This window comes from Streptomyces sp. cg35, from assembly GCF_050410835.1.
GTDB lineage: Bacteria > Actinomycetota > Actinomycetes > Streptomycetales > Streptomycetaceae > Streptomyces.
Map to the genome: position 1 here is coordinate 8,248,234 of NZ_CP191268.1, position 20,808 is coordinate 8,269,041.

Here is a 20,808-nt window from a genome sequence, read left to right on the forward strand (position 1 = left end):
ACGGATTCCGGTTACGGTGCTGGGGTGATCAACGCGCAAGGCACCTACGAGGAACACTCCACCGAGCCGGGGACGGCGCTGCTGCTCGCTGCCGCGCCCGCGGGCAAGGGGTGCCTCATCGACGCGGCCGCCGTGCTGCCGACGCTCGCCGCGGTCCCGCCGAGCGCGCTCACCGGTACGGCGGCGGCCACCGTCGTCGAACTCGCCGACCCGCTCGACCCGCAGGCCGTCCTCACCCGCATCCGCACGGCCGCCGCACAGCCCGGACCGCTCCACCTGTACGTCACCGGGCAGCTCCAGCTCGACCACCGCCAGCGTCTGCTCCACCTCGCGCTGGCCCGCACCACCCCGTCCACGCTGCGCTACACGGCCCTGCCCTGGCACTGGCTGACCGGTGAGATCGCCCTGCGCCGCCCGCACACCACCACCGTCGTCCTCGACCTCGTCGCCGACGCGGCAGCCTGGGACCACGTGCGGGCCGGCGGCCTCGGACTCGGCCACGGAGTGCGCCTGTACGGACGCGTGGCCCCGCCCCCGCCGCGCCGCACCGTACTGACCCCCGCCTACCTCAGGGCGTACGCCGACATCTGGCGCAGCGGCGAGCGCCCCGCGCCGGCCCGGCTGCACGAGGTGGCGGCCGCCTGCGCGGGCCCCGCGGACGCGCTGTTCCTGGCGTCGGACACGCGCTTCCCGGACCCGGCCCACGGGGTGACGGTGCAGCCCACCGGGACCACTTCGGCCCAGATCGCAGCCACCGGGGCCACTTCGGCCCAGGTCGCACCCGCCCGGACCGCCCCGGCCCAGGTCGCACCCGCACAGTCCGTTCCCGTCCCGGCCCGCGTAAGGCCCGCCCCGGCCCACGCGGAGCCCGCCCCGCCCCGCGCCGTTCCCGCTCCGGTCGCCCCGGTGCCAGCGGCCCGCCCCGCCGAGGGAGGCGACCCCCACCCGGCGTTGCTCGCGGCGGCCCAGGCCGGGCGGCACGGGGAGGCCGCCGCCATCGCCGCGACCTGGGAGAGCGAGGCGCTGCGCGCGCACGGGGCCGGTTCACCGCAGGCCATCCACTGGCTGGAGGTGCGGGCCGATCTGGCCCGGCTCGCCCAGGACCCGGGCCGCAGCTGCGAGTTGTGGACCGCGGTCGCCCAGGCCCGGCTCGCCCGCGGCGAGGCCCTCACCGACGAGGACGTCGAGGCGGCCGTCGACCGCGCCCACCACCAGTGGGAGCAGGTCGGCGATCCGGCCCGCGCCAGGGCGCAGGCCACCGCCCTCACGGCGCTGCGTCATCAGGTCCCGGGCCGCCGCCCCGGAGCCCTGGAGGCGATCCAGCGCCGTCTGGACGCCCTCGGCGCGGGATCCCGCACGGCCTGACGCCCCTGGCTCAACAGGTCTTGCGCACGTACCCCTTCGACCCCGCGGGCAGGACGTCCAGATCCCGCAGCACGATCGACAGCCGCGTGCCCTCAGCGCGGCAGGCGCGGGCCAGATCGGCGGCGCGGTACTCGATGACGAAGACCCGGTCGTCGTACGCGGAGGCGTAGTCCGCGCACTCGTCGTAGCGGCCGCACTCCTCCGCCACCGCGAAGTCGAAGCCCATGGCCGCGCGCTTCGGCAGCAGTTCGGTGGTGTTCTTCTGGCCGGCGGCGAGCCCCGCGGCATGGGCGCGGTCCGTGATCAGCTTGGCGAAGGCGACCGCGTCGGCGGGCTTCAGCAGGCCCTTGGAACGGTCGTAGGAGTCGAGGTTGTCGGGCTCGACGGCCTGGTAGCCGTCGTCCGCGCAGCCGTCGATCCATGGCCCGACGATCTTCGCGAGCCGTGCCCGCTTGTCCGCCGTGGAGAGGTCGAGGAGCGCCTCGTCCCAGTCCTCGTCGATCACCAAGTGGCCCTTCCCGTCCCGCAGCAGCAGGTCGGGGTGGCGGTCCCGCCACCAGCGCAGCGCCTCGGGCTGGGCCTGGAACGCGTTGACGTAGCAGACGTTGTAGAGCCCGCGGGCCGGTGCCGAGCCGCGGTCCCTGGCGACGGCCCGCACCCCGGCGGGCGGCCGGTAGGCACCCCCGATCTGGTAGTCGAAGTCCATACCGGGCGTGGGCCGCTGGACGCGCGGCGGCCGGTCCTCACCGGCCGGGGCCGACGAGCAGGCGGACAGCAGAGCGGCGGCCAGGACGAGGCACAGGGCGGACAGGCGGCGGGAAACCGGGACGAAGATCACAACGGCACCCTACGGCGTCGGCGCGCCACCACAGCGCCCGGCGAAAACGGACCCGATGCCTCCGCGGGCCGGACGACCACCGCACGGGCGGTCCTTTCGTGACAGGTGGACACGAGACCGTACCGACCGTGACACACCTCACGCCTCGCCCCGAAACGGCCGGGAACAACCCTGGCCCCTTGTCCGTTGAACCCATCGTGGGCACGGATGGAACAGTGTCCCCGGGCCCTACCTATCGCCCGCAGGGAAGATCGTTCGGCTGAAGCCCTGCGGAGCCCCCCGCCGAGAGGCGACCGCCATCCGTGCCCACCCAGAAGCCGCCCCGGCCGTGGTCCCCCGTCACGGTCGGGGCTTCCCTTTGCTTCACGTTGCCTCACGCCCGGCCAGGCACTGCGGCCACGGCGCCGAAGGCGGATCCGCGCGTGGGGAACTCCTGTTCACCGCCCCGCTACAGTGCCGACATGTCGCGCGCCCAGGAGATCAAGCACCGCATCGTCACGACGTTCCAGCGCCGGGTCGCCAACCCGCTGTCGACCCGGATGCCCGGTCAGGTCCTGATCGAGACGACGGGCCGGACCTCGGGGCTGCCGCGCCGCACCCCGGTCGGTGGGCGCCGCGTCGGTGACGCCTTCTGGCTCGTCTCGGAGTTCGGCCTCGCGTCGCACTACGTGCGCAACATCCAGGCCGATCCGGCGGTCCGCGTCCGGCTGCGGGGCCGCTGGCACACCGGCACCGCGCACCTGCTCCCGGACGACGACGCCCGCGCCCGCCTGCGGACCCTGCCCCGCTACAACAGCGCGGCCGTCCGTGCCTTCGGCACCCAACTGCTGACGATCCGGATCGACTTGGCGGACTGAGCGGCCGTACCCGGGACGCTGCGGCGCGCCGGGCCCGCTCGGAGGGGGAGGGGCGGTGGGAACGCGGCTCCGGAAGACCCGGGGGTCACCCCGGAGCCCCGCCGTCTGGCGTGGACGCGTCAGGGTTGCCCGGTCGGGCCCGCACCCTGGCATGATCGGGGGCATGGCAGAACGTGTGATCGCGGCGTGTGACGGCGCGTCGAAAGGAAACCCCGGCCCCGCGGGGTGGGCGTGGGTCGTCGCCGACAGCGACGAGCGGCCCGTCCAGTGGGAGGCCGGAGCGCTGGGCACCGCGACGAACAATGTCGCCGAACTCACGGCCCTGGAAAGGCTGTTGAGCACCGTCGCCCCGGATGTGCCGCTGGAGGTCCGGATGGACTCCCAGTACGCGATGAAGGCGGTCACCACCTGGCTGCCCGGCTGGAAGCGCAAGGGCTGGAAGACGGCCGCCGGTAAGCCGGTCGCCAACCAGGAGCTCGTCGCCCGGATCGACGCGCTGCTCGAGGGCCGCAAGGTCGAGTTCAAGTACGTGCCCGCGCACCAGGTCGACGGCGACCCGCTCAACGACTTCGCGGACCGTGCCGCCAGTCAGGCCGCCATCGTGCAGGAGGACGCGGGCAGCGCCCTCGGCTCGCCCGAACCGCCGCCCTCGTCCCCGTCGGCCAAGTCGTCGGGCGGCTCGGCCCGCCCCCGCGCCGCGGCCGCCAAGAAGCGCACCGGCTCGTCCTCGGCGTCCTCGTCGCGCACGCTCAAGGCGAAGTTCCCCGGCCGCTGCCGGTGTGGCCGCTCTTATGCCGCGGGCGAGGACATCGCCAAGAACCCCGACGGCTGGGGCCACCCGGAGTGCCGCACGTCGGCCTGATCGCATCCAGAAAACTGCCCAACCACCCCTGAAACCTGGGTGGTTGGGCAGATCTGCTTTCCGGGTGCGCGGCGGGCTAGCCGTTGGACACGTGCACGTAGTCCACGATCAGCTGCTGCGTAAACTGCGTGCTGCCGTCCGGGTCACCCGGCCAGTACCCGCCGACCGCCAGGTTCAGGATGACGAAGAAGGGCTTCTCGAACACCCACTGGTTGCCGCCGACGTCGGCGGGCGTGCGCGTCTGGTACACCGTGCCGTCCACCGACCACTTGATGGAGTTCGGCGACCAGTCCACGGCGAACGTGTGGAAGTCGTCCGCGAACGCCTGACCGCCGGGCAGTGAGTAGCCCGCGCCGATGCCGCCCGAGCCGGAGTAGCCGGGCCCGTGGATCGTGCCGTGCACGGTGGAGGGCTCGAAGCCGACGTTCTCCATGATGTCGATCTCGCCCGAGTTGGGCCAGCCCACCGAACCGATGTCGTCGCCGAGCATCCAGAACGCCGGCCAGATGCCCTGCCCGCGCGGGATCTTCATGCGGGCCTCGACGTGCCCGTGGGTCGTCGAGAACTTGCCGGACGTGTTCAGGCGGGCCGACGTGTACTGGCAACTGCCGTACCAGCAGTTGTAGTTGGCCGGGTTCTCCTTGCGGGCGGTGATGACCAGGTGGCCCTGGCCGTCGAGCGCCGCGTTGTTCGTGCCCGACGTGTAGTACTGCCGCTCGTGGTTGTTCACGTTGTCGCCGGTCTCGGTCTGCCACTTCGAACCGTCGACGGCGGAGCCCGCGGGCCCGTCGAAGTCGTCGGTGAAGGTGGCCGCGGCGGCCGAGGTGCGGCCGCCGGTGTCGGCGTCGGCCGCGTGCGCCGCGGGGACGAGACCGGCGCCCAGGCACAGGAGAGCGGCCGTGGCCAGGGGCAGCCGGCGGCGAAGGGGTATGCGCATGTGGCATCACGTCACTTCGGGTAGGGGGATCGCGCCTGTCTCGGGCGCGCCAGAAAGTGAAGACAAGGGGGGTGCGCGTGGTGCGTTTACTTCAAGAGTTGATTTAAGAGACGGGCGGAAGGGACGTCAAGGCATTCGTCCATACCAAGTCGTCGAGTGGCGGCGGAAGTTGGCAGGCGTGCACGTCGGGCCCATGCGGGGGTGTCGTGTCATCTCCGGCCGTCGCTCTTCGGTCATCCAGTTAAACTGCGCAGGTAAACTGGACAATTAGAGCTACTGATCCTACGGTGGGGGCATGAGCGAAACTCGTGGGACGTCGCCCTCGGCCGTCCGTGCCTCGCAGGAGGTCCGGGCCGTCATCGGGCGCTTGCGGCGTCGTATCCGCGCGGCATCGGACGCCGATGACATCAGCCTCCCCCAGGCATCGGTCCTGGCCCGCCTCATCGGCAACGACGGACTCACGACCAGTGACCTCGCCACCGCCGAGGGCATGCGGCACCAGTCGATGACCGCCACGGTCGCCGCCCTGGCCGAACGGGAACTGGTCGAGCGGCGCCGCGACCCCGGCGACGGGCGCCGGCTGCTCATCGCGCTCACCGCCGAAGGGCGCCGGCGCGCCGAGGAAGGCCGGCAGGCCCGCGGCGAATGGCTCGCCGGCGAACTGCAGAAGAAGTGCACCGAAGAGGAACGGCAGACCGTGATCGCGGCCATGGCCGTACTGGAGCGACTCGTCCGTGACTGACCGTACGACCGCCACGCGCGGCGACCCCGGGCAGGCCGGCTTCGACCACCGGCTGCTGCCGCCGATGGTGCTGGGCTCGATCCTGAACCCGATCAACTCCACCATCGTCGCCGTCGCGCTCGTGCCCATCGCCGCCGCGTTCGGGGCGTCGCTCTCGCGGACCGCCTGGCTGGTCTCGGCGCTCTACCTGGCCACCGCCCTGGGGCAGCCGGTCGTCGGCCGGCTGATCGACATCTTCGGGCCCCGCCGCCTCTTCCTCTTCAGTACCGGACTCGTCGGCGTCGCCGGAGTCGTCGGCACGCTCGCCCCCGACCTCGGCGTCCTGATCGCGGCGCGCGTCCTGCTCGGCTTCGGCACCTGTGCCGGCTATCCCGCCGCCATGGCCCTGCTGCGCAGCGAGGCCGAGCGGACCGGCCGGGACAGCCCGGCGGGCGTGCTGACGACGCTCGCCGTCGCCAATCAGACCATCGCGGTGATCGGCCCCCTGCTGGGCGGCCTGCTCATCGGCCTCGGCGGCTGGCGTGCGACCTTCGCACTGAACATCCCGCTGGCCGTGGTCGCGGTCGTCCTCGGCGCCCTGCGCCTGCCCGAGCAGCCGCGCACCGGTACCCCCGCCCGGGCCGGCCTGGCCGCACGGATCGACCTGCCGGGCATGGCCCTGTTCGCGGTCGTGCTGTTCTCACTGCTGCTGTTCCTGATGAACCTGCGCGTCGGCAACTGGTACCTGCCGCTGATCACCGTCGTCGCCGGAGCCTGCTTCACGGTGCGGGAGCTGCGCGCGAAGACACCCTTCATCGACCTCAGGGTGCTCGGCGGCAATGCGCCGCTGCTGGCCACGTACGGCAGATCGCTGGTGGCCTACGTCGTCTCCTACGCCTTCCTCTACGGGTTCACCCAGTGGACGGAGGAGAGCTACGGGCTCTCGCCCTTCCACGCCGGACTCGTGCAGATCCCGATGTTCCTCGTGGGGATCGCGGTCTCCGTCACCGTCGGCCGGCGCGCCGGGGTCCTCGGAAAGCTCCTGCTCGGTGCCGTCGGTCAGATCGCCGCCTGCCTGCTGATGCTGACCCTCAGCGCGCGCAGCCCCCTGTGGGCGCTGCTCGTCCTGGCCGTGATCTTCGGGGTGCCGCAGGGCGCCAACAGCCTGGCCCTGCAGAACTCCGTGTACTTCCAGGCCGACCCCGCGCGCACCGGCTCCTCCGCCGGTCTGCTGCGGACCTTCGCCTACGTGGGCTCGATGGTCGCCTCCGCGGCGACCGCCGCGTCCTTCGGACAGCGCGCCGACACCGGCGGCATGCACCGTCTCGCCTGGTTCATGCTCGGCGCCGGCGTCCTGTACCTCCTCGTCACCGTCTTCGACCGGAGCCTGCGTCGCCTCTCCGACGCGGGAGAGGCCTAGCCGCTCCCCTCCGAACCCTCAGCCCCCTCACGAAAGGCATCACCGTGTCCCGCACCGCCCTGCTCGCCATGGACCTCCAGCTCAGCCACCTCGCCCACGTGTCCGCCGACTACCTGCCGCGCGCGGTCCGGGCGCTGGAGACGGCCCGGGCCGCCCGCATCCCCGTCATCCACGTCACCCTGCGGCTGCGCCCCGGCCACGTCGACGCCCACCCCCGCAACAAGACCTTCGGCTCCCTGCCGCCCGACCTGTTCACCGCCGACGACCCCGGTGCCGCCATCCACCCGGACGTCGCCCCGCTCGGCGACGAACTCGTCGTGCACAAGAACCGCGTCAGCGCCTTCGCGGGCAACAACCTCCAGCAGATCCTCGCCGCACAGGACATCGACCACCTCGTCCTGGCCGGCATCGCCACCGGCGGCATCGTCCTGTCCACCGCCCTTCAGGCGGCCGACCTGGACCACCGCGTCACCGTCCTGTCCGACGCCTGCTTCGACCCCGACCCCGAACTGCACGAGACCCTGGTCACCAAGGTCCTCAACCGGCGCGGTGACGTGACGACGACGAGCGAGTGGGCGCACACCCTGACGACCAGGGTGTGACCCGTACGCGATCTCCTCGGGCGGAACACCTACTGTCGTGGCAGCCGATCGAACCCTGGGGAGTGTTGGTGACCACGCTGCGCTGTGCCGTACTCGACGACTATCAGGACGTCGCCCGTGAGCGGGCCGACTGGGCGGGACTCGCGGGCCGTGTCGACGTCCGCTTCCTGCACCGCTCCCTGACCGCCCACGACGAGCTCGTCGAGGAGATCGGCGACTGCGAGATCGTCGTCGTGATGCGCGAACGCACCCCGTTCCCGGCCGAGTTGTTCGCCCGGCTGCCCAAGCTGCGCCTGCTGATCACCTCGGGGCTGCGCAACGCCTCGATCGACCTGGCAGCCGCGGCCGCGCACGGCGTCACCGTCTGCGGGACCCCGAGCAGCTCCGAGCCGCCCGCCGAGCTGACCTGGGCCCTCATCCTGGGCCTCGCCCGCGGCGTCGTCACCGAGAACGACCAGCTGCGCTCCGGCGGCCCCTGGCAGTCCACGCTCGGCGCCGACCTGCACGGCCGCCGCCTCGGCCTGCTCGGACTCGGCAAGATCGGCAGCCGGGTCGCCCGCGTCGGCGCCGCCTTCGGCATGGACATCACCGCCTGGAGCCAGAACCTGACCGGGGAGCGGGCCGCGGAGGCAGGGGCCGAACTCGCCGCCTCCAAGGAGGAACTCCTGGAGACCAGCGACTTCGTCTCCGTGCACCTCGTGCTGAGCGAACGCACCCGCGGTCTCCTCGGCGCCGAGGACCTTCGACGGATGCGCCGCACCGCCTACCTGGTCAACACCTCGCGCGCCGCGATCGTCGACCAGGAGGCGCTGCTGCGCGCCCTGCGCGAGGGCTGGATCGCCGGCGCCGGCAGCGACGTGTTCGCGACCGAACCCCTGCCGCTGGACGACCCCCTGCGCACGGCACCGAACTTCCTCGGCCTGCCGCACCTCGGCTATGTCACCCGCGGCAACTACGACGGATACTTCCAGGGCGCGATCGAGGACATCGAGGCGTATCTGGCGGGCAGCCCGATCCGCACCCTGGGCTGACACCTACGCGCGCACGAACTCCCGCAACTCGTCGGCGAGGTGCGGGAAATCGTCCAGTACGGACAGCGGGGCGAACTCGTGGTCCGCGTAGTCGAACCCCGGTGTGACGACCTCCGCCACCAGACCGTGGGAGGCGCCGCCGACGAGCCGCGACGCCTTCCACCAGGTACCGGGCACCAGCAGGAACCGCTCGGCGTCCGCGCCCAGCACCGTGCGTGCGAGCCGGCCGACGGGATCGACCGTGACGTACTCCAGCGGACCGCCGTCGATCAGGAAGTGCAGGATGTCGCTGCGGTTGCGGTGCAGCAGACCGCTCGGCTGCGTCCCGTCGAGCAAGTAGTAGATCGACGAGGCCGAGGGCCGCGGGCCGTGCGCGGTCACCATCTCCTGCGGGCCGGTGTAGATCCGCCGGAATAAGCCGCCCTCACCGTGCGGTTCGAGGCCCAGTTCGCTCCGCCAGTCGCGCACGGCTGCTCCCTCCGGCGAATCCGCGGACGTCGGCTGCTCCGGCCACCCTAAGGGCGCACCGGCGGCCACGGCACCCCGGCGAGCACGGGCAGCAGATGCTCCTCCTCGTAGTCGAGATGCGCCGTGAGCTCCTTCGTCATCCGCTCCAGCTCGGCGCGGAACACCTCGGGGTCGGCCGTGGTGATGTCGTCGAGCAGCGCCACCAGCGCGTCCTGGATCCGTCCCACCGCGACGTGCTCGCCGCGCAGCCGCTCGAACACGTCGGCCAGCTCCGGGTGCCACCGGGCGATCCCGGGGAACAGGTGCCCGGCCTCGCTGTCGTGATGGAACTCCAGGGACTGGCAGAACGCCAGGCAGTGCTGCCGGATCTGCAGGCCGAGGCCCGGCCCGGCGGCGGTCGACGCGGCGAAGTGGGCCTCGGTCTCCGCCCGCACGTGCCGCAGCTGGTCCCGCAGCCAGGTGTGCACCTGCAGCAGCTTCCCGGCGAGCGTCGTCACGGTCTCCGGAGCCGCGGTCGCCGGCCGGTCGAGGACCACGACCGGAAGGGCGCGGGTGGTGCGTGCCTGATGGCCGGCGTACCCGGGCGCGGCGCGGACGACGGCCGCGAACAGTTCCGCGCGGCGCGCACCCTGCGCGGGCACCGCGACGGCCTGGAAGGTGTCACCGTCGAGCGCGACCGTCACGACGGGCCGGGCCAGCAGGTCGTGGTACCAGCCGGGGTGCCGGTCGGAACCCCGGTCCGACGCGACGACGAGCAACTGCCCGGCGTGCCGGACGTATCCGAGCGGCACGGTGTGCGGGCGGCCCGAGCGGGCCCCGGTGGTGGTGAGGCGCAGCAGGCCGGGGCCCTCGGAGAGGGCGGGGGAGGGCTGAGAGAGCGTGGGCATGCGGAAGGGAACTCCTCTGGAGCGATGCGCGAAGGCACGGTGGGACGCTGCGGTCCGGCGGCACGGCGCCGCGCGGGACGTCAGCGGGAACGCGGAGGGTGCGCCGAGGGCGCACGCACATCAGGTCGCGGAACGAAGGCTCATGGCGTAGTCCTGAGAGAAGGGCGCTCGCCCGGCGTCCGGCCGGCCCACTGCTCTGTGGCCGGCGCCACGCGGCACCGCGGCCATGGGACCAGACACCACCGTCCGCTGTCAAAGCCGTACCGCGCGTGAACTGTGCCAACGCCCTGATCAACGCGGGTAGTTGACGTGGCAAACTGAGGGCCAGGTCATCCGACCCGCCCCGCCCCTCGCGACGATGGAGCCCGCCCATGACGGCACCCGCCCCCCGGCCCCGGATCGACACCAGCCAGGCGCACCCCGCACGGGTCTACGACTGGCTGCTCGGCGGCAAGGACAACTACCCCGTCGACGAGGCCGTCGGCGCGAAGCTGCCGCCCGAGGCGCGCGACGCGGCGCGGCAGAACCGGGAGTTCATGCACCGGGCGTCGGCCTGGCTCGCGGCCCAGGGCGTCGACCAGTTCCTGGACGTCGGCACCGGCATCCCGACCGCGCCGAACCTGCACCAGATCGTGCAGCGCATCGTCCCCGCCGCCAAGGTCGTCTACACCGACAACGACCCCATCGTGCTGCGGCACGCGGAGGCGCTGCTCGTCAGCACCCCCGAAGGCGCCACGGACTACATCCAGGCCGACGTCCGGGACCCGAAGGCGATCCTCGAACACGCCCGCACCGTCCTCGACTTCGACCGGCCGATCGCGCTGTCGCTGATCGCGCTCATGCACTTCATCTCCGACGAGCAGAACCCGTACGAGATCGTCTCGACGCTGGTCTCCGCGCTGCCCTCCGGCAGCCACCTGGTGCTCTCGCACGCCTCGTCCGACATCTTCCCCGAGCTGTCGGACCAGGTCACCGCCGAGTACGCGAAGGGCGGCATCAAGCTCGGGTTCCGCACCCGCGAGGGCGTGAGCCGCTTCCTGGAGGGCCTGGAGCCCGTGGCGCCCGGCCTGGTCACGGCGCCCGAGTGGTACCGCGAGGAGCCCGCCCCCGAGGCCGAGGGCAGCGGGATCTACGCCGTGGTGGCCCGGGTGCCCTGACCCGGACGGGACCGACCCGTGACGGCCGGGACCTGCCCAGGGCCCGGCCGTCACACGGCGGTTCAGTGCCCCGGCAGGACGCACACCGCGTCGAGCCCGAGCACATGGTTGAGCCGGCCGAAGGCCAGCCACGATCCGATGGCCATGCTCAGCTCGACGATCTCGGCCTGGCTGTAGTGCGCGGTCATCCGCTTCCAGAACGCGTCGTCGAGACCGTGGTGGTCGATGGTGTAGCGCTCCGCGTACTCGGCGGCCAGCCGCGTCCGCTCGTCGAAGGCGTCGGTGGTGCGCCAGTCCTCCACCGCGTCGATGAACGACGCCTCGACCTTCTCGCCGTCCCGCTCGGTGCGCCAGTCCAGGCAGAACAGACAGCCGTTGATCTGCGCGACGCGCAGCCGCGCGGCCTCGAACTCCCGCAGCCCCAGCGTCGTGTGGTCGTACACCGCCATCGAGAACTGCGCCGCCGCGGGCCCGATCCCGGGCACCATCTCGCCCCACACGTACGGGATGGGTTCCTGGCCGTCCGGGATGTCGATCCTCATGGCTGCTTCCTTCCGAGTCGGCCGACGGCCGGGAGCACGGGTATGTCGAGCGCGTCGTAGAGCCCGGGCGGCGCGGCCACGAGCCAGTCGATCGCGCCGACCAGACGCCCGACAGCGGTCGCGTTGCCGCCCGCCGAGTGATTGCCGCCCTCGTCGGTGGCCTGCACGGTGACCTCGATGTGCGGGCGTCCCTCCACGATGACGCGGTGCGCGCCGGCCCCGCCGCCGGGCGGCACCGGCCAGTCGGGTGCGCACGAGGGATGGATCCGGGTCACGTGCTCGACGACGATGCGGACCTCCCCGTCGACGACGCCCTGCACCTCGAAGCGGACCGCGCCCTGGGTGCCCGCGGCGAAGTCGCCCATGGTCGCCGTCGTCACGTCGCTCTCCAGCGGCCGGCGCTCCAACGTCTCGCGGATCTCGTCGAGTTCGACCCCGAGCGCCCGGGCCATCAGGCGCAGCTGTCCGCCCCACACCATGGTGGGGATGGACTCGGCGAGCATCAGCGGCTCGTACTCCATGGGGTGGCCCATGCCGACGAGGTGGCGGACCGAGTCCTCCTGGTCGTACGTCGAGTAGTCGAAGATCTCCTGGCAGCGCAGCACGTCGACGCGGGTGCCGAGCCCGCTGACCAGCAGCGGCAGGACGTCGTTGGCCCAGCCGGGGTCGACGCCCGAGACGAACAGGGAGCCGCCGCCCGCGTCGATCGCCGCGCGCACCGGATCGGTGAAGTCCGGCGGCGCGCTGCGATGGTCGTAGAGCGGATAGAGGGCCGGGGAGACGACGACCGCCCCGGCGCGCAACACGCGGCAGATGTCGGCGAGGGCCTCGTCCGGGCGGAGTTCGCCGGAGGCGGCGTAGAAGACGGCACCGGGACGGGCCGCGAGCACCGCGTCGACATCAGTCGTCGCGGTGACACCGAGGGCGTGGTCGAGACCGGCCAGGTCGCCCGCGTCGCGGCCGTCCTTGGCGGGGTCGTGCACGAGCACGCCACAGAGTTCGAGTCCGGGATGGGCGTCGACGGCTCGGATCGCCGCGCGGCCCACGTTCCCGGTACCCCAGACCACGGTCGAAGTCATGCGCCGGAGCGTAACCTGATGGGTCGTCAGTTCATAGACCTGCTACGGGAGTAAGCTCCGGGCGGCGGCCAGGACCTGCTCGGCGTAGCCGCGGCCGAAGAGCACCGTGTGCACCAGCAGCGGGAACAGCTGGTGCAGCGGGACGCGGTCCTGCCAGCCGGCCGCGAGCGGCGCCGCATCCTGGTAGCCGTCGAGGATCTGCCTCAGGTGCGGGGCGCCGAACAGCCGCAGCATCGCCAGGTCGGTCTCCCGGTGCCCGCCGTGCGCGGCCGGGTCGATCAGCCACGCGGCACCGCCGGGGCCCCACAGCACGTTGCCGTTCCACAGATCGCCGTGGAGCCGGGCCGGCGGCTCGGCGGGGCCCGCGAGACCGGGCAGCAGACCGAGGACCTTCTCGACGGTCCGCGCCTCGGCGGCGCTGAGCGTGCCGTCGTCCACCGCGAGGCGCAGGTAGGGGAGCACCCGGTGCTCGGCGTACCACTGCGGCCAGTCGGTGCCCGGCACGTTGCGCATCGGCGCGAGGCCGATGAACGCCTCCGCCGGACCACCGGGCGGCGGGGCGCCGAACGCGGGGGCGCCCGCCGCGTGCAGCGCGGCCAGGTCCCGGCCGAACCGCGTCGCGCTCTTGGCGGTCGCCCGGCCGTCGGCCACGCGGTCGGTCACGAGCCGGCCCGCGTCGTGCCCGTACGTCCTGGGCACGGCGACGGCGCCCGCGTCGGCGAGCCAGCGCAGCCCCGCCGCCTCCGCCCGCACCGCGTCGGGAGAGCCGGCCCGCTTGACCATCACCACGTGCCCGTCGTCGAGGACGACCTCCGTCAGGCTGCCGGACCGAGGGCGCTGCTCGACGGCCCGCCGCCCCGTGAAGCGGGCGGCGGCGGACGATGCAGGGGGCATGTTTCCCAGCGTAGGGGCGCACTCGGGCGTTGACGCGGCGTGCGGCGCCCTGATCTCCTGCACTGAACAACAGGGGTGTCGAACAAGGGAGCCGAATCATGCGGGCGGACGAGCGCGGCTCCGGACCCGTCCTGGTCGTGCAGCACACCCGAAGCGGCGGCCCCGGCCGGGTCGGCACCTGGCTGCGCGAGGCCGGCGTCGACACGCGAGTGCTGCGCCCGTACGACGGCGAGGCCGTGCCCGAGCACCTCGACGGGCGCCCGCTGGTGGTGCTCGGCGGCGGCTTCCTGCCGGACGACGACGAGCGCGCGCCGTGGCTTCCGGCCACCCGCAGCCTGGTGAGCCAGGCGCTGGCCGACGCGACCCCGTTCCTCGGCATCTGCCTGGGCGGGCAACTGCTCGCCCAGGTGGCGGGCGGTGTGGTGCGGGCCGAGCACGGGCGGCCCGAGTACGGCAGCACCCCGATCCGGCTGCGCCCCGAGGCGGACCGGGACCCGCTGCTGCACGGGCTCGGGGCGACGGTGCCCGCGATCGAGCGGCACGTCGACGCGATCACCGAACTGCCGCCGGGCGCCGTCTGGCTGGCGTCCAGCGACGACTGCCCGCATCAGGCGTTCCGGGTCGGCGCGAGCGCGTGGGGCGTGCAGTTCCACCCCGAGGCCGACGCCGACCGGATCGCCGGATGGGACCGGGACCAGCTCGCCGCGCGGGGCGTCGACAGGGACCGTATCCATGCGCGGGCGGTGGCCGACGAGGACGCGGCGGTCGCGGCGTGGTCGCGGTTCACGCGCCGCTTCGCGCAGGTGTGCCGGGCTCGGGCGTGACCGGGCTCTCCTGCGGGTTCCTGCGGCGCCCGAGCGAGGCGACGGCGCTGGTGAGCACTCCCGCGAGCAGTCCCCAGAACGCCGAGCCGATACCGAGGAGCGTCACCCCGGACGCCGTGGCGAGAAAGGTGACGACGGCCGCCTCCCGCGAGGCCGGGTCCGACAGGGCGGAGGCCAGCGACCCCTCGATGGTGGCGAGCAGGCCGATGCCGGCGACCGCCAGCACGAGCGCGTGCGGCATCGCGACCAGCAGCGAGGCGACGGTGGCGCCGAGCAGCCCCACGCACAAGTAGAAGACCCCCGCCCACACGGCCGCGAGGAAGCGCCGCTCACGATCCGGGTGGGCCTCCTCGCCGGTGCAGATCGCCGCGGTGATCGCCGCCAGGTTGATGCCGAACGCGCCGAACGGGGCCAGCACGGCCTGGACCGCACCGGTCCAGGTCAGCAGCGGCGAGACCGGTACCTGATAGCCCGAGCCGCGCAGTACGGCGACCCCCGGCAGGTTCTGCGAGGCCATGGTGACCACGAACAGCGGCACCCCGACGCTGACGAGCACTTTCCAGTCGAACTCCGGCGTCGTGAACACCGGTTGTGCCAGCGAGAGCCTGACCTTCTCCAGGTGCCAGCCCCCGGTCAGCACGGAGGCGACGACGCCACCGCCCAGCGCGAGCAGGACCGCGTACCGGGGGAGCAGCCTGCGCCCCAGCAGGTAGAGCACGAACATCGGGAACGCGACCGCGAAACTGCCGTCCATCCCCGCGAAGAGCCCGGTGCCGAACTGCAGCAGCACCCCGGCGAGGAGCGCCGCCGCGAGCGGGACCGGGATCCGGTCCATGACGCGGGCGAACCAGCCGGTGAGCCCGCTGAGCAGGATCAGTACGGCGCTGAACACGAACGCCCCGACCGCCTTGCCCATCGACACACCGCTGAGCCCGGTGGCCAGCAGCGCGGCGCCCGGCGTCGACCAGGCGGTCACGACGGGAGCCCGGAAACGCAGCGAGAGGCCCGCGCACGTGACGGCGAGGCCGACGCCCAGGGCGAGCATCCACGAGGAGATCTCCCGGGCGTCCGCCCCGGCGGCGCGCGCCGCGGTGAAGACCAGGGCCGCCGAGCTGGTCACTCCGACGGTGACGGCGATGAGCCCCGCCGCGACGGCCGAGGGCGGTGCGATGGCGCGTAGGCGGGCGAGTGGGGACATGCGGGCATCACTTCCGGAGGTGCGGCAGGGGCAGAAGGTGTTCCATAAACGGAACGTTCTGTTTATGGAACACTAAGGAGGTGGGCGGTGAACCGTCAACAAACCGATGTCGGACGCAGCCGCGGTGACGGACGGGAGCCGGGACGATGGGCCTCAACGAAGAGGTGGGACGCAGGCTCAAGAGGCTGCGCCTGGACCGAGGCCTGTCCCTGTCCGAGCTCGCGCGTCGCTCGGGCGTCGGCAAGGGGACCCTCTCGGAGCTGGAGTCCGGGCTGCGCAATCCCACCCTGGAGACCCTCTACGCACTGACCACCGCGCTCGGCAGTCCGCTGAGCGCGGTCCTGGACGACCCGCCGGCGGGCGTGGCCGAGGGCGCGGGCGGCGTCTCCGGCAGCGCCGTCACCGCGGTCCTGCTGGAGCGGTACGAGGACGAGAGAGCCGCCACCGACGTCTTCCGCGTCACCATCGCCGGCGGCGCCACGCAGGACTCGACCGCCCATGTGCCGCACACCACCGAGAGCCTCATGGTGCTGTCCGGCACCGCGGTCGTCGGCCTCCCCGACCGGCCGCAGACCGTCGGCCCGGGCGGCCACGCCCACTGGCGGGCCGACGCCCCGCACCGCTACAGCGCCCCGCGGGGCGAGGTCCACGGGATCCTCTTCGTGCGGTACCCGAAAGTCACCGACTAGACCTGCGGCGGCGTCCCGCTCGGGTCGACGTCGCGCAGCTTGGAGACGTCCACGGACTCGTCCGCCGACGGCGTGCTGCTCGGGACCGGGCGGTCGTAGTCGGTGAGCGTCATCGTGACGCTCTCGTCCGGGCCCTGCTCGGTGGCCCGTACCAGACGGTGCGGCGCGTCCTCGGTGACGTACAGGGTGATCCGGTTGTCCTCGTCCTGGCCGGTCAGCGGGACCACGCGGGTGCCGTCGACGGTGGTCGTGGCGCCCTTGGTGAGCTTCTCCTGGGCGTCGCGGGCGGAGCCGCTCTCCAGCTGCCCGCGGAACGCGTCCAGGTCGCAGGCGTCCGCGAGGCCGTCCAGCATCGGGTCGTCCGTGGTGCCGTGCACGTACTTGTCGCCGAACAGTTGCGCCGCGAGCTCGCCCGAGCCGCCGGACACCTGCGTCTTCCAGAACGTCGCGTCCGGCTTCATCCACACCTCGTCGCCCCGCTTCACGAGGTCGACGCTCCCGCCGTCGGCGCCGCCGGTGCCCATCCGCAGCGACCCGGCGCAGTTCCCGTCCTCGTCGAGACGCAGGTCGAACGCGGCGGGAGCGCGGGCGTCCCGGTCGCCGTCCGCGCGGTTGGCCAGCACCAGATGCAGGGAGCGCGCGTCGAGGAGTTCCTTCTTCGCGTCGGCGGCCAGCTGCTGTGCGCCGGGATCCGTCGAGCTCCCGTCGTCGGCCGGGGCCGGGCCCGCGGCGAACACGCTCGCGCAGATCACCGCCGCGGTCACGGGAACGCGCGCCGCTCGGCGCAGCAGGGGGGAAGGCTGTCCGGCCATGACGTCACCTCGCCGTCCCGGGCGCTCCGAGCGCCCGAAATACCCATGAATTGTATGTTCAGCCGCCTTTGCCGCACACCTGAAGGCCGACCGCCGTGCCACAGGGCAGATGGCCGTAGGTCGCGACCACGCCCTTGCCGGTCCCGTTGTCGACGGCGTACGAGAGGAAGCTCGACGCCGGCGAGTCCGCGGGCGGGCGTCCGTAGGTGTAGGCGTACTCGATCTCGCGGTACGGGTAGCCGCTGGTGGTGAGGCGGTCGGGGTCGGGGGTGTGGCCGTCGAGGGTGACGCGGTGCAGTCCGCGCGGCGCCTCCGGCGGGGACGCGGCACGCAGCTCGCTGTAGCCGATCGCGCCGGGGGTGCGGGCCACGGTGTCGAGGACCTGCTCGGTCGAGTCGAGCTCGCAGCGCAGCACCGCGGCGCCGCGCACGGTACGGGCGACGCAGTCGTCGGAGGAGGCCGGGGGTTCGTCGGCGCCCGCGAGGACTCGGTGGCCGAGGGCGCTGCGGGTGCCGGAGCCGGAGGTGCGGCTGACCAGGACCACGGGCAGGTCGGGGCCGCCGAGCTGCGACCAGTTGCGGATCTCGCCCCGGTAGACGCGGCGCACGTCGGCGACGGACAGGTTCCTCAGGCGCACGTCGTCCTGGACGACGAGGGTGAACAGGGAGATCGCGACGCGGCTCTCGGCGAGCCGGGTGTAGCTCGCCGGGCGCGGCCCGTCCGAGAACGCGATGACCGTCGCGCCCTGCTCCGAGCGGCCACCGGACAGGGCGAGTTCGCGCACCCCCGTGCGGCTGCCGTGGGCGGCGACGGTGATCTCCGGGCGGCCGCCGCAGTGCTCCCGGTACTTCTGCGCCAGCTCCGTCATGACCGGCGCGAACGCCGTGGAGCCCGTCAGTCGCAGGGCGCCCGTCGCGCAGTCGTCCGGCAGCGGGGACGGCATCAGCGGGGGCAGCGTCGCGGCGGCGATGAGTGCGAGGCCGAGCGCGACGGTGGTCCAGCGGGCCTGCTTGCTGAACACCGGCGGCTTCTCGTCCGGGGTGAGGCTGTGGTTCTCGTGGAGCGTTCCGTCCTTGATGTCGCCGGTGACGGCGACCGGGTCAGCCTCCTGGCCGCCCGTCAGAAGCACCAGGATCTTGTAGTACGCGCCCGGCTTCAGCGGGACGCGCGGGATGCGCAGCGTGCCCGGACCGGCGACGAGCAGCCCGGGCTGGTTCTCGAAGTAGCCCATGAGGTTGGCGTGTTCGGCGGGCAGCGTCACGTCCTGGGCCTCGATGCGCCGCCCGGGGAACTCGGCGGTGAGCCCGTACTGCGTCGACGGATCGATGTAGTCCGACTCCTCGATGTACCGCGAGCCGTCGTTCTCGATGCGCAGCAGCACGAGGGTGGCGTCCCGCATCGCCGGCAGGTCGTTGAACAGGCCGAGCCGCGGATCGGCCCCGCTCACCTGGCCGTTGTGTCCTATGGCGATGTCCATCTGCTTGCGGAAGCCGATGCGTCTGCTGCGCCGGGCCCGCCGGTCCGCGACGAACGGCGTGACGATGGAGACGGCGCCGAGCAGCAGACCCGCGGCCGTGAAGGTGATCTCGAGCCATCCCATGGGGCCGACGCTACGGACCCGCCGCACCCTGTGGCGGGTCCGCTGCCGAGCTTCGCCGACTGTTCGTCAGATGTTCAGCGCCGGAACGGACTTCAGGGTCCGGTGGCGGCCACGGCGCTGTCCTGGCCGAGCCGGCGCAGCGCGAGGAGTCCGCCGACGCCGGGGACCAGTGCGACGGCCTTCGCCCCGCCGTCCGCCCGGCCGTGCCGCCAGGTCGCGACGACGACGATCAGGTAGGTGCAGCCGTGCGTGGGCCCCATGAGCGAGGAGACGGCCTGGAGGTGGACGGTCGCGAGGTTCCCCAACAGCACCAGAAGGGAGAGGAGTTCGGTGTGCGCCGCGATGCGCAGAGGATGTACGCGCATGGTCACACCCCCGTGGTGGAGCCGGGGCGGATGATCATCAGGACGGTGACCGTGGCCCAGAGAAGGTTGAACACGCCGGTGAGCATGGCCAATTGGCTTCCGCTCCGCAGGAGCGGTGAGCCGTCGGTCCGCTCCGCCGTGGCCAGGGCCGCTTCCTGTGCGGGCAGGATCCACAGTGCCAGTACGGCGGCGGCAGCCGCGGTCAGCAGGATCGAGACGATCAGCCAGGCACTGCCGAGGACGCCGAGGCTGCTCGCCGTCGCGAACCCGAACAGCGGTACGGCGATGCCGATGCCCGCATAGACCCGGCAGATGCGGTGCAGTGTCCGCAGCGTCGAGAGCGCGTCGGCGTCGCCCGCCGGACCGAGCGCCTGGCGAAGGGACGCGGGGAACATGCTGGCGGCGACGGTGACCGGCCCCACCGTCAGGACGGCGGCCAGTACGTGCAGGGAGAGCAGGAGCTTCGCCATGGTCAGTGGCCCGCGCCCGTCGCCACGGGGCGGCGCGTGCCGCTGACCTTCGAGGCGGGGAGGCGTCCGGCGCGGGACGTGCCGTTCAGGCTGTCGCCGTCGACCGTCACGGCGAAGGCCAGATTCAGCCGCAGCGGCTTGGTGACGGCCTGCTTCCAGGTGAGCCGGTCACCGGTCGACTCCACTTCCTTCAGCGGTACTTCCTCGCCCGCGCCGTGCGCGACGCCGGTGAGACCGGCGCCCTCCCGGCGGAGCTCGACGACGGCCTCGATCGTGCCGATGGGGGTGACGACGGCCAGGTCCCAGATGCCTTCGACGGACATGCGATGGTTCTTCTCTCTTCTCGGGATGTGAGCGTGCGGGGACGCGGTCAGAGCCGGGCGGGCTCCGGACCCGTGGCCCGCCAGACCGTGCCGCGCCGCTCGTGGGCGAACAACACCTCGACGGCGTGGGCGACTTGGGGGCCCACCTCGCGCTCCAGGAGATACAGGGCCAGGTCGAGCCCAGAGGTGACACCGGCGCCGGTGACGAGATCGCCGTCGTCGACGACCCGGGCGTCCACCGCGTGCGCACCGGTCGCGTCCAGGAGGTCCAGGCCCAGGTGGTGCGTCGTGGCGGGGCGGCCCTCCAGCAGCCCGGCCAGGGCCAGGACGAGCGAGCCGCCGCAGACGGTCGCGACCGTCAGCTCGGGGTTGTCCATCGCGGCCTTGAGCAGCGCGGGCAGCCCGGTGTCCAGCGTGCGGCCCAGCAGCACGGGGACCGAGTCCCCGGCCGTGTCCTCGTCGGGCACCTCGCCTGGCTCGCCGAGGCGCCCCGAGGCTCCGGGCACCAGCACGAGGCCCGCTCGCGACGGGTCGAGGGCGGCGGTGGCCCGCAGGGTGAATCCGCCGGTCCCGCTGACCACGTCGCGCGGACCCTCCGCGGAGACCAGCTCCACCCGGACCGCGCCGCCGGACGCGACACCGCCCGCGTGCAGCACCTCGAACGGGGCGACGGCGTCGAGGGGATCGAAGCCGTCGAAGAGGACGATCTGGACGTGCATGGGGGAGGTTCCTTCATGTGCGACGGGCCCGGCGGGAGCCGGGATCGCCGTCGACGCTAGTCAGCCGCGCCCGCCCGTCCCAGTGGCAATAGTGACGACTGTCAACGGAATATCGCCAAGTCCGCCCGGCAGCCTTCCGGGAAGTCTT

The 20,808-nt window shown here is 72.8% G+C and carries 24 protein-coding genes; 10 read left to right on the plus strand and 14 right to left on the minus strand.

Annotated elements, in window-relative coordinates:
- The first annotated feature begins 24 nt into the window (after positions 1–24).
- Positions 25–1,365, plus strand: coding sequence for a hypothetical protein (locus tag ACQUQD_RS38065; RefSeq protein WP_428956782.1), 1,341 nt, complete (start codon positions 25–27; stop codon positions 1,363–1,365).
- A gap of 10 nt (positions 1,366–1,375) precedes the next feature.
- Here ACQUQD_RS38065 and ACQUQD_RS38070 read toward each other — a convergent pair whose 3' ends face one another.
- Positions 1,376–2,203 (minus strand): endo alpha-1,4 polygalactosaminidase, encoded by an 828-nt coding sequence (locus tag ACQUQD_RS38070; protein ID WP_428956783.1) that lies wholly within the window; start codon positions 2,201–2,203, stop codon positions 1,376–1,378.
- Positions 2,204–2,664: 461 nt separating this feature from the next.
- On the opposite strand from ACQUQD_RS38070, the gene ACQUQD_RS38075 reads away from it, so the two are divergent.
- Complete coding sequence (locus ACQUQD_RS38075; RefSeq protein ID WP_428956784.1) at positions 2,665–3,060, plus strand: nitroreductase/quinone reductase family protein; 396 nt, start codon at positions 2,665–2,667, stop codon at positions 3,058–3,060.
- Positions 3,061–3,211: 151 nt separating this feature from the next.
- Positions 3,212–3,922, plus strand: a complete 711-nt coding sequence (locus ACQUQD_RS38080; protein ID WP_428956785.1) for a ribonuclease H family protein — start codon at positions 3,212–3,214, stop codon at positions 3,920–3,922.
- A 76-nt stretch (positions 3,923–3,998) separates the two neighbouring features.
- On the opposite strand, the gene ACQUQD_RS38085 is transcribed toward ACQUQD_RS38080, so the two are convergent.
- Positions 3,999–4,859 (minus strand): glycoside hydrolase family 16 protein, encoded by an 861-nt coding sequence (locus ACQUQD_RS38085; RefSeq protein ID WP_428956786.1) that lies wholly within the window; start codon positions 4,857–4,859, stop codon positions 3,999–4,001.
- Between the two features lie 295 nt (positions 4,860–5,154).
- Between ACQUQD_RS38085 and ACQUQD_RS38090 the strand changes: the two genes are divergently transcribed.
- The 4 genes from ACQUQD_RS38090 (at position 5,155) to ACQUQD_RS38105 (ending at position 8,633) form a co-directional block, all read left to right on the plus strand.
- Positions 5,155–5,601 (plus strand): MarR family winged helix-turn-helix transcriptional regulator, encoded by a 447-nt coding sequence (locus ACQUQD_RS38090; RefSeq protein ID WP_428956787.1) that lies wholly within the window; start codon positions 5,155–5,157, stop codon positions 5,599–5,601.
- 64 nt (positions 5,602–5,665) lie between these two features.
- Positions 5,666–7,000, plus strand: coding sequence for an MFS transporter (locus ACQUQD_RS38095; protein WP_428957756.1), 1,335 nt, complete (start codon positions 5,666–5,668; stop codon positions 6,998–7,000).
- Between the two features lie 44 nt (positions 7,001–7,044).
- The gene (locus ACQUQD_RS38100) at positions 7,045–7,602 is read left to right on the plus strand and encodes a cysteine hydrolase family protein (RefSeq protein WP_428956788.1); all 558 of its coding nucleotides are present in this window, start codon (positions 7,045–7,047) and stop codon (positions 7,600–7,602) included.
- A gap of 68 nt (positions 7,603–7,670) precedes the next feature.
- A complete protein-coding gene (locus ACQUQD_RS38105; protein ID WP_428956789.1) occupies positions 7,671–8,633 on the plus strand; it encodes a D-2-hydroxyacid dehydrogenase family protein in 963 nt (320 codons plus the stop codon).
- A 3-nt stretch (positions 8,634–8,636) separates the two neighbouring features.
- Here ACQUQD_RS38105 and ACQUQD_RS38110 read toward each other — a convergent pair whose 3' ends face one another.
- Positions 8,637–9,101 carry a cupin domain-containing protein gene (locus ACQUQD_RS38110; protein ID WP_428956790.1) on the minus strand — a complete coding sequence of 155 codons (465 nt, stop codon included), beginning with the start codon at positions 9,099–9,101 and terminating at the stop codon, positions 8,637–8,639.
- 47 nt (positions 9,102–9,148) lie between these two features.
- A complete protein-coding gene (locus ACQUQD_RS38115) occupies positions 9,149–9,988 on the minus strand; it encodes a nitroreductase/quinone reductase family protein (protein ID WP_428956791.1) in 840 nt (279 codons plus the stop codon).
- Between the two features lie 371 nt (positions 9,989–10,359).
- Between ACQUQD_RS38115 and ACQUQD_RS38120 the strand changes: the two genes are divergently transcribed.
- Positions 10,360–11,145 carry an SAM-dependent methyltransferase gene (locus ACQUQD_RS38120; protein WP_428956792.1) on the plus strand — a complete coding sequence of 262 codons (786 nt, stop codon included), beginning with the start codon at positions 10,360–10,362 and terminating at the stop codon, positions 11,143–11,145.
- A gap of 62 nt (positions 11,146–11,207) precedes the next feature.
- On the opposite strand, the gene ACQUQD_RS38125 is transcribed toward ACQUQD_RS38120, so the two are convergent.
- Genes ACQUQD_RS38125 through ACQUQD_RS38135 form a run of 3 tightly spaced genes read right to left on the minus strand, consistent with a single transcriptional unit; the run spans position 11,208 to position 13,660 of the window.
- Positions 11,208–11,687, minus strand: coding sequence for a carboxymuconolactone decarboxylase family protein (locus tag ACQUQD_RS38125; protein ID WP_428956793.1), 480 nt, complete (start codon positions 11,685–11,687; stop codon positions 11,208–11,210).
- Complete coding sequence (locus ACQUQD_RS38130) at positions 11,684–12,766, minus strand: NAD(P)H-dependent amine dehydrogenase family protein (protein ID WP_428956794.1); 1,083 nt, start codon at positions 12,764–12,766, stop codon at positions 11,684–11,686. The genes ACQUQD_RS38125 and ACQUQD_RS38130 overlap by 4 nt, the downstream gene beginning before the upstream one ends.
- A 42-nt stretch (positions 12,767–12,808) precedes the next feature.
- A complete protein-coding gene (locus tag ACQUQD_RS38135) occupies positions 12,809–13,660 on the minus strand; it encodes a fructosamine kinase family protein (protein WP_428956795.1) in 852 nt (283 codons plus the stop codon).
- 98 nt (positions 13,661–13,758) lie between these two features.
- Here ACQUQD_RS38135 and ACQUQD_RS38140 point away from each other — a divergent pair, with 98 nt between their 5' ends.
- On the plus strand, positions 13,759–14,484 hold the full coding sequence (locus ACQUQD_RS38140) for a type 1 glutamine amidotransferase (protein ID WP_428956796.1): 726 nt from the start codon (positions 13,759–13,761) through the stop codon (positions 14,482–14,484).
- Here ACQUQD_RS38140 and ACQUQD_RS38145 read toward each other — a convergent pair.
- On the minus strand, positions 14,444–15,682 hold the full coding sequence (locus ACQUQD_RS38145; protein WP_428956797.1) for a benzoate/H(+) symporter BenE family transporter: 1,239 nt from the start codon (positions 15,680–15,682) through the stop codon (positions 14,444–14,446). The two genes, ACQUQD_RS38140 and ACQUQD_RS38145, sit on opposite strands and share 41 nt — an antisense overlap.
- 146 nt (positions 15,683–15,828) lie before the next feature.
- Between ACQUQD_RS38145 and ACQUQD_RS38150 the strand changes: the two genes are divergently transcribed.
- A complete protein-coding gene (locus ACQUQD_RS38150; RefSeq protein WP_428956798.1) occupies positions 15,829–16,371 on the plus strand; it encodes a helix-turn-helix domain-containing protein in 543 nt (180 codons plus the stop codon).
- Here ACQUQD_RS38150 and ACQUQD_RS38155 read toward each other — a convergent pair.
- From ACQUQD_RS38155 to ACQUQD_RS38180, 6 genes are all read right to left on the minus strand, one after another.
- A complete protein-coding gene (locus ACQUQD_RS38155) occupies positions 16,368–17,183 on the minus strand; it encodes a hypothetical protein (protein WP_428956799.1) in 816 nt (271 codons plus the stop codon). The two genes, ACQUQD_RS38150 and ACQUQD_RS38155, sit on opposite strands and share 4 nt — an antisense overlap.
- 58 nt (positions 17,184–17,241) lie before the next feature.
- On the minus strand, positions 17,242–18,783 hold the full coding sequence (locus ACQUQD_RS38160; RefSeq protein WP_428956800.1) for a PstS family phosphate ABC transporter substrate-binding protein: 1,542 nt from the start codon (positions 18,781–18,783) through the stop codon (positions 17,242–17,244).
- Between the two features lie 92 nt (positions 18,784–18,875).
- Positions 18,876–19,148 (minus strand): DUF3817 domain-containing protein, encoded by a 273-nt coding sequence (locus ACQUQD_RS38165; protein ID WP_428956801.1) that lies wholly within the window; start codon positions 19,146–19,148, stop codon positions 18,876–18,878.
- A gap of 2 nt (positions 19,149–19,150) precedes the next feature.
- Positions 19,151–19,618 carry a DUF2269 family protein gene (locus ACQUQD_RS38170; RefSeq protein ID WP_428956802.1) on the minus strand — a complete coding sequence of 156 codons (468 nt, stop codon included), beginning with the start codon at positions 19,616–19,618 and terminating at the stop codon, positions 19,151–19,153.
- Positions 19,619–19,620: 2 nt separating this feature from the next.
- Complete coding sequence (locus ACQUQD_RS38175; protein ID WP_428956803.1) at positions 19,621–19,941, minus strand: hypothetical protein; 321 nt, start codon at positions 19,939–19,941, stop codon at positions 19,621–19,623.
- Positions 19,942–19,988: 47 nt separating this feature from the next.
- Entirely contained in the window at positions 19,989–20,660 is a 672-nt protein-coding gene (locus ACQUQD_RS38180) for a DJ-1/PfpI family protein (RefSeq protein WP_428956804.1), read from the minus strand.
- Between the last annotated feature and the right edge of the window lie 148 nt (positions 20,661–20,808).

Coding starts and splice junctions, on each gene's coding strand:
- ACQUQD_RS38140 (WP_428956796.1), top strand. CDS start 13,759: ATGCGGGCGGACGAGCGCGGCTCCGGACCCGTCCTGGTCGTGCAGCAC.
- ACQUQD_RS38160 (WP_428956800.1), bottom strand. CDS start 18,783: ATGGGATGGCTCGAGATCACCTTCACGGCCGCGGGTCTGCTGCTCGGC.
- ACQUQD_RS38165 (WP_428956801.1), bottom strand. CDS start 19,148: ATGCGCGTACATCCTCTGCGCATCGCGGCGCACACCGAACTCCTCTCC.
- ACQUQD_RS38125 (WP_428956793.1), bottom strand. CDS start 11,687: ATGAGGATCGACATCCCGGACGGCCAGGAACCCATCCCGTACGTGTGG.
- ACQUQD_RS38150 (WP_428956798.1), top strand. CDS start 15,829: ATGGGCCTCAACGAAGAGGTGGGACGCAGGCTCAAGAGGCTGCGCCTG.
- ACQUQD_RS38170 (WP_428956802.1), bottom strand. CDS start 19,618: ATGGCGAAGCTCCTGCTCTCCCTGCACGTACTGGCCGCCGTCCTGACG.
- ACQUQD_RS38155 (WP_428956799.1), bottom strand. CDS start 17,183: ATGGCCGGACAGCCTTCCCCCCTGCTGCGCCGAGCGGCGCGCGTTCCC.
- ACQUQD_RS38130 (WP_428956794.1), bottom strand. CDS start 12,766: ATGACTTCGACCGTGGTCTGGGGTACCGGGAACGTGGGCCGCGCGGCG.
- ACQUQD_RS38085 (WP_428956786.1), bottom strand. CDS start 4,859: ATGCGCATACCCCTTCGCCGCCGGCTGCCCCTGGCCACGGCCGCTCTC.
- ACQUQD_RS38115 (WP_428956791.1), bottom strand. CDS start 9,988: ATGCCCACGCTCTCTCAGCCCTCCCCCGCCCTCTCCGAGGGCCCCGGC.
- ACQUQD_RS38080 (WP_428956785.1), top strand. CDS start 3,212: ATGATCGGGGGCATGGCAGAACGTGTGATCGCGGCGTGTGACGGCGCG.
- ACQUQD_RS38075 (WP_428956784.1), top strand. CDS start 2,665: ATGTCGCGCGCCCAGGAGATCAAGCACCGCATCGTCACGACGTTCCAG.
- ACQUQD_RS38090 (WP_428956787.1), top strand. CDS start 5,155: ATGAGCGAAACTCGTGGGACGTCGCCCTCGGCCGTCCGTGCCTCGCAG.
- ACQUQD_RS38135 (WP_428956795.1), bottom strand. CDS start 13,660: ATGCCCCCTGCATCGTCCGCCGCCGCCCGCTTCACGGGGCGGCGGGCC.
- ACQUQD_RS38095 (WP_428957756.1), top strand. CDS start 5,666: ATGGTGCTGGGCTCGATCCTGAACCCGATCAACTCCACCATCGTCGCC.
- ACQUQD_RS38120 (WP_428956792.1), top strand. CDS start 10,360: ATGACGGCACCCGCCCCCCGGCCCCGGATCGACACCAGCCAGGCGCAC.
- ACQUQD_RS38145 (WP_428956797.1), bottom strand. CDS start 15,682: ATGTCCCCACTCGCCCGCCTACGCGCCATCGCACCGCCCTCGGCCGTC.
- ACQUQD_RS38175 (WP_428956803.1), bottom strand. CDS start 19,941: ATGTCCGTCGAAGGCATCTGGGACCTGGCCGTCGTCACCCCCATCGGC.
- ACQUQD_RS38180 (WP_428956804.1), bottom strand. CDS start 20,660: ATGCACGTCCAGATCGTCCTCTTCGACGGCTTCGATCCCCTCGACGCC.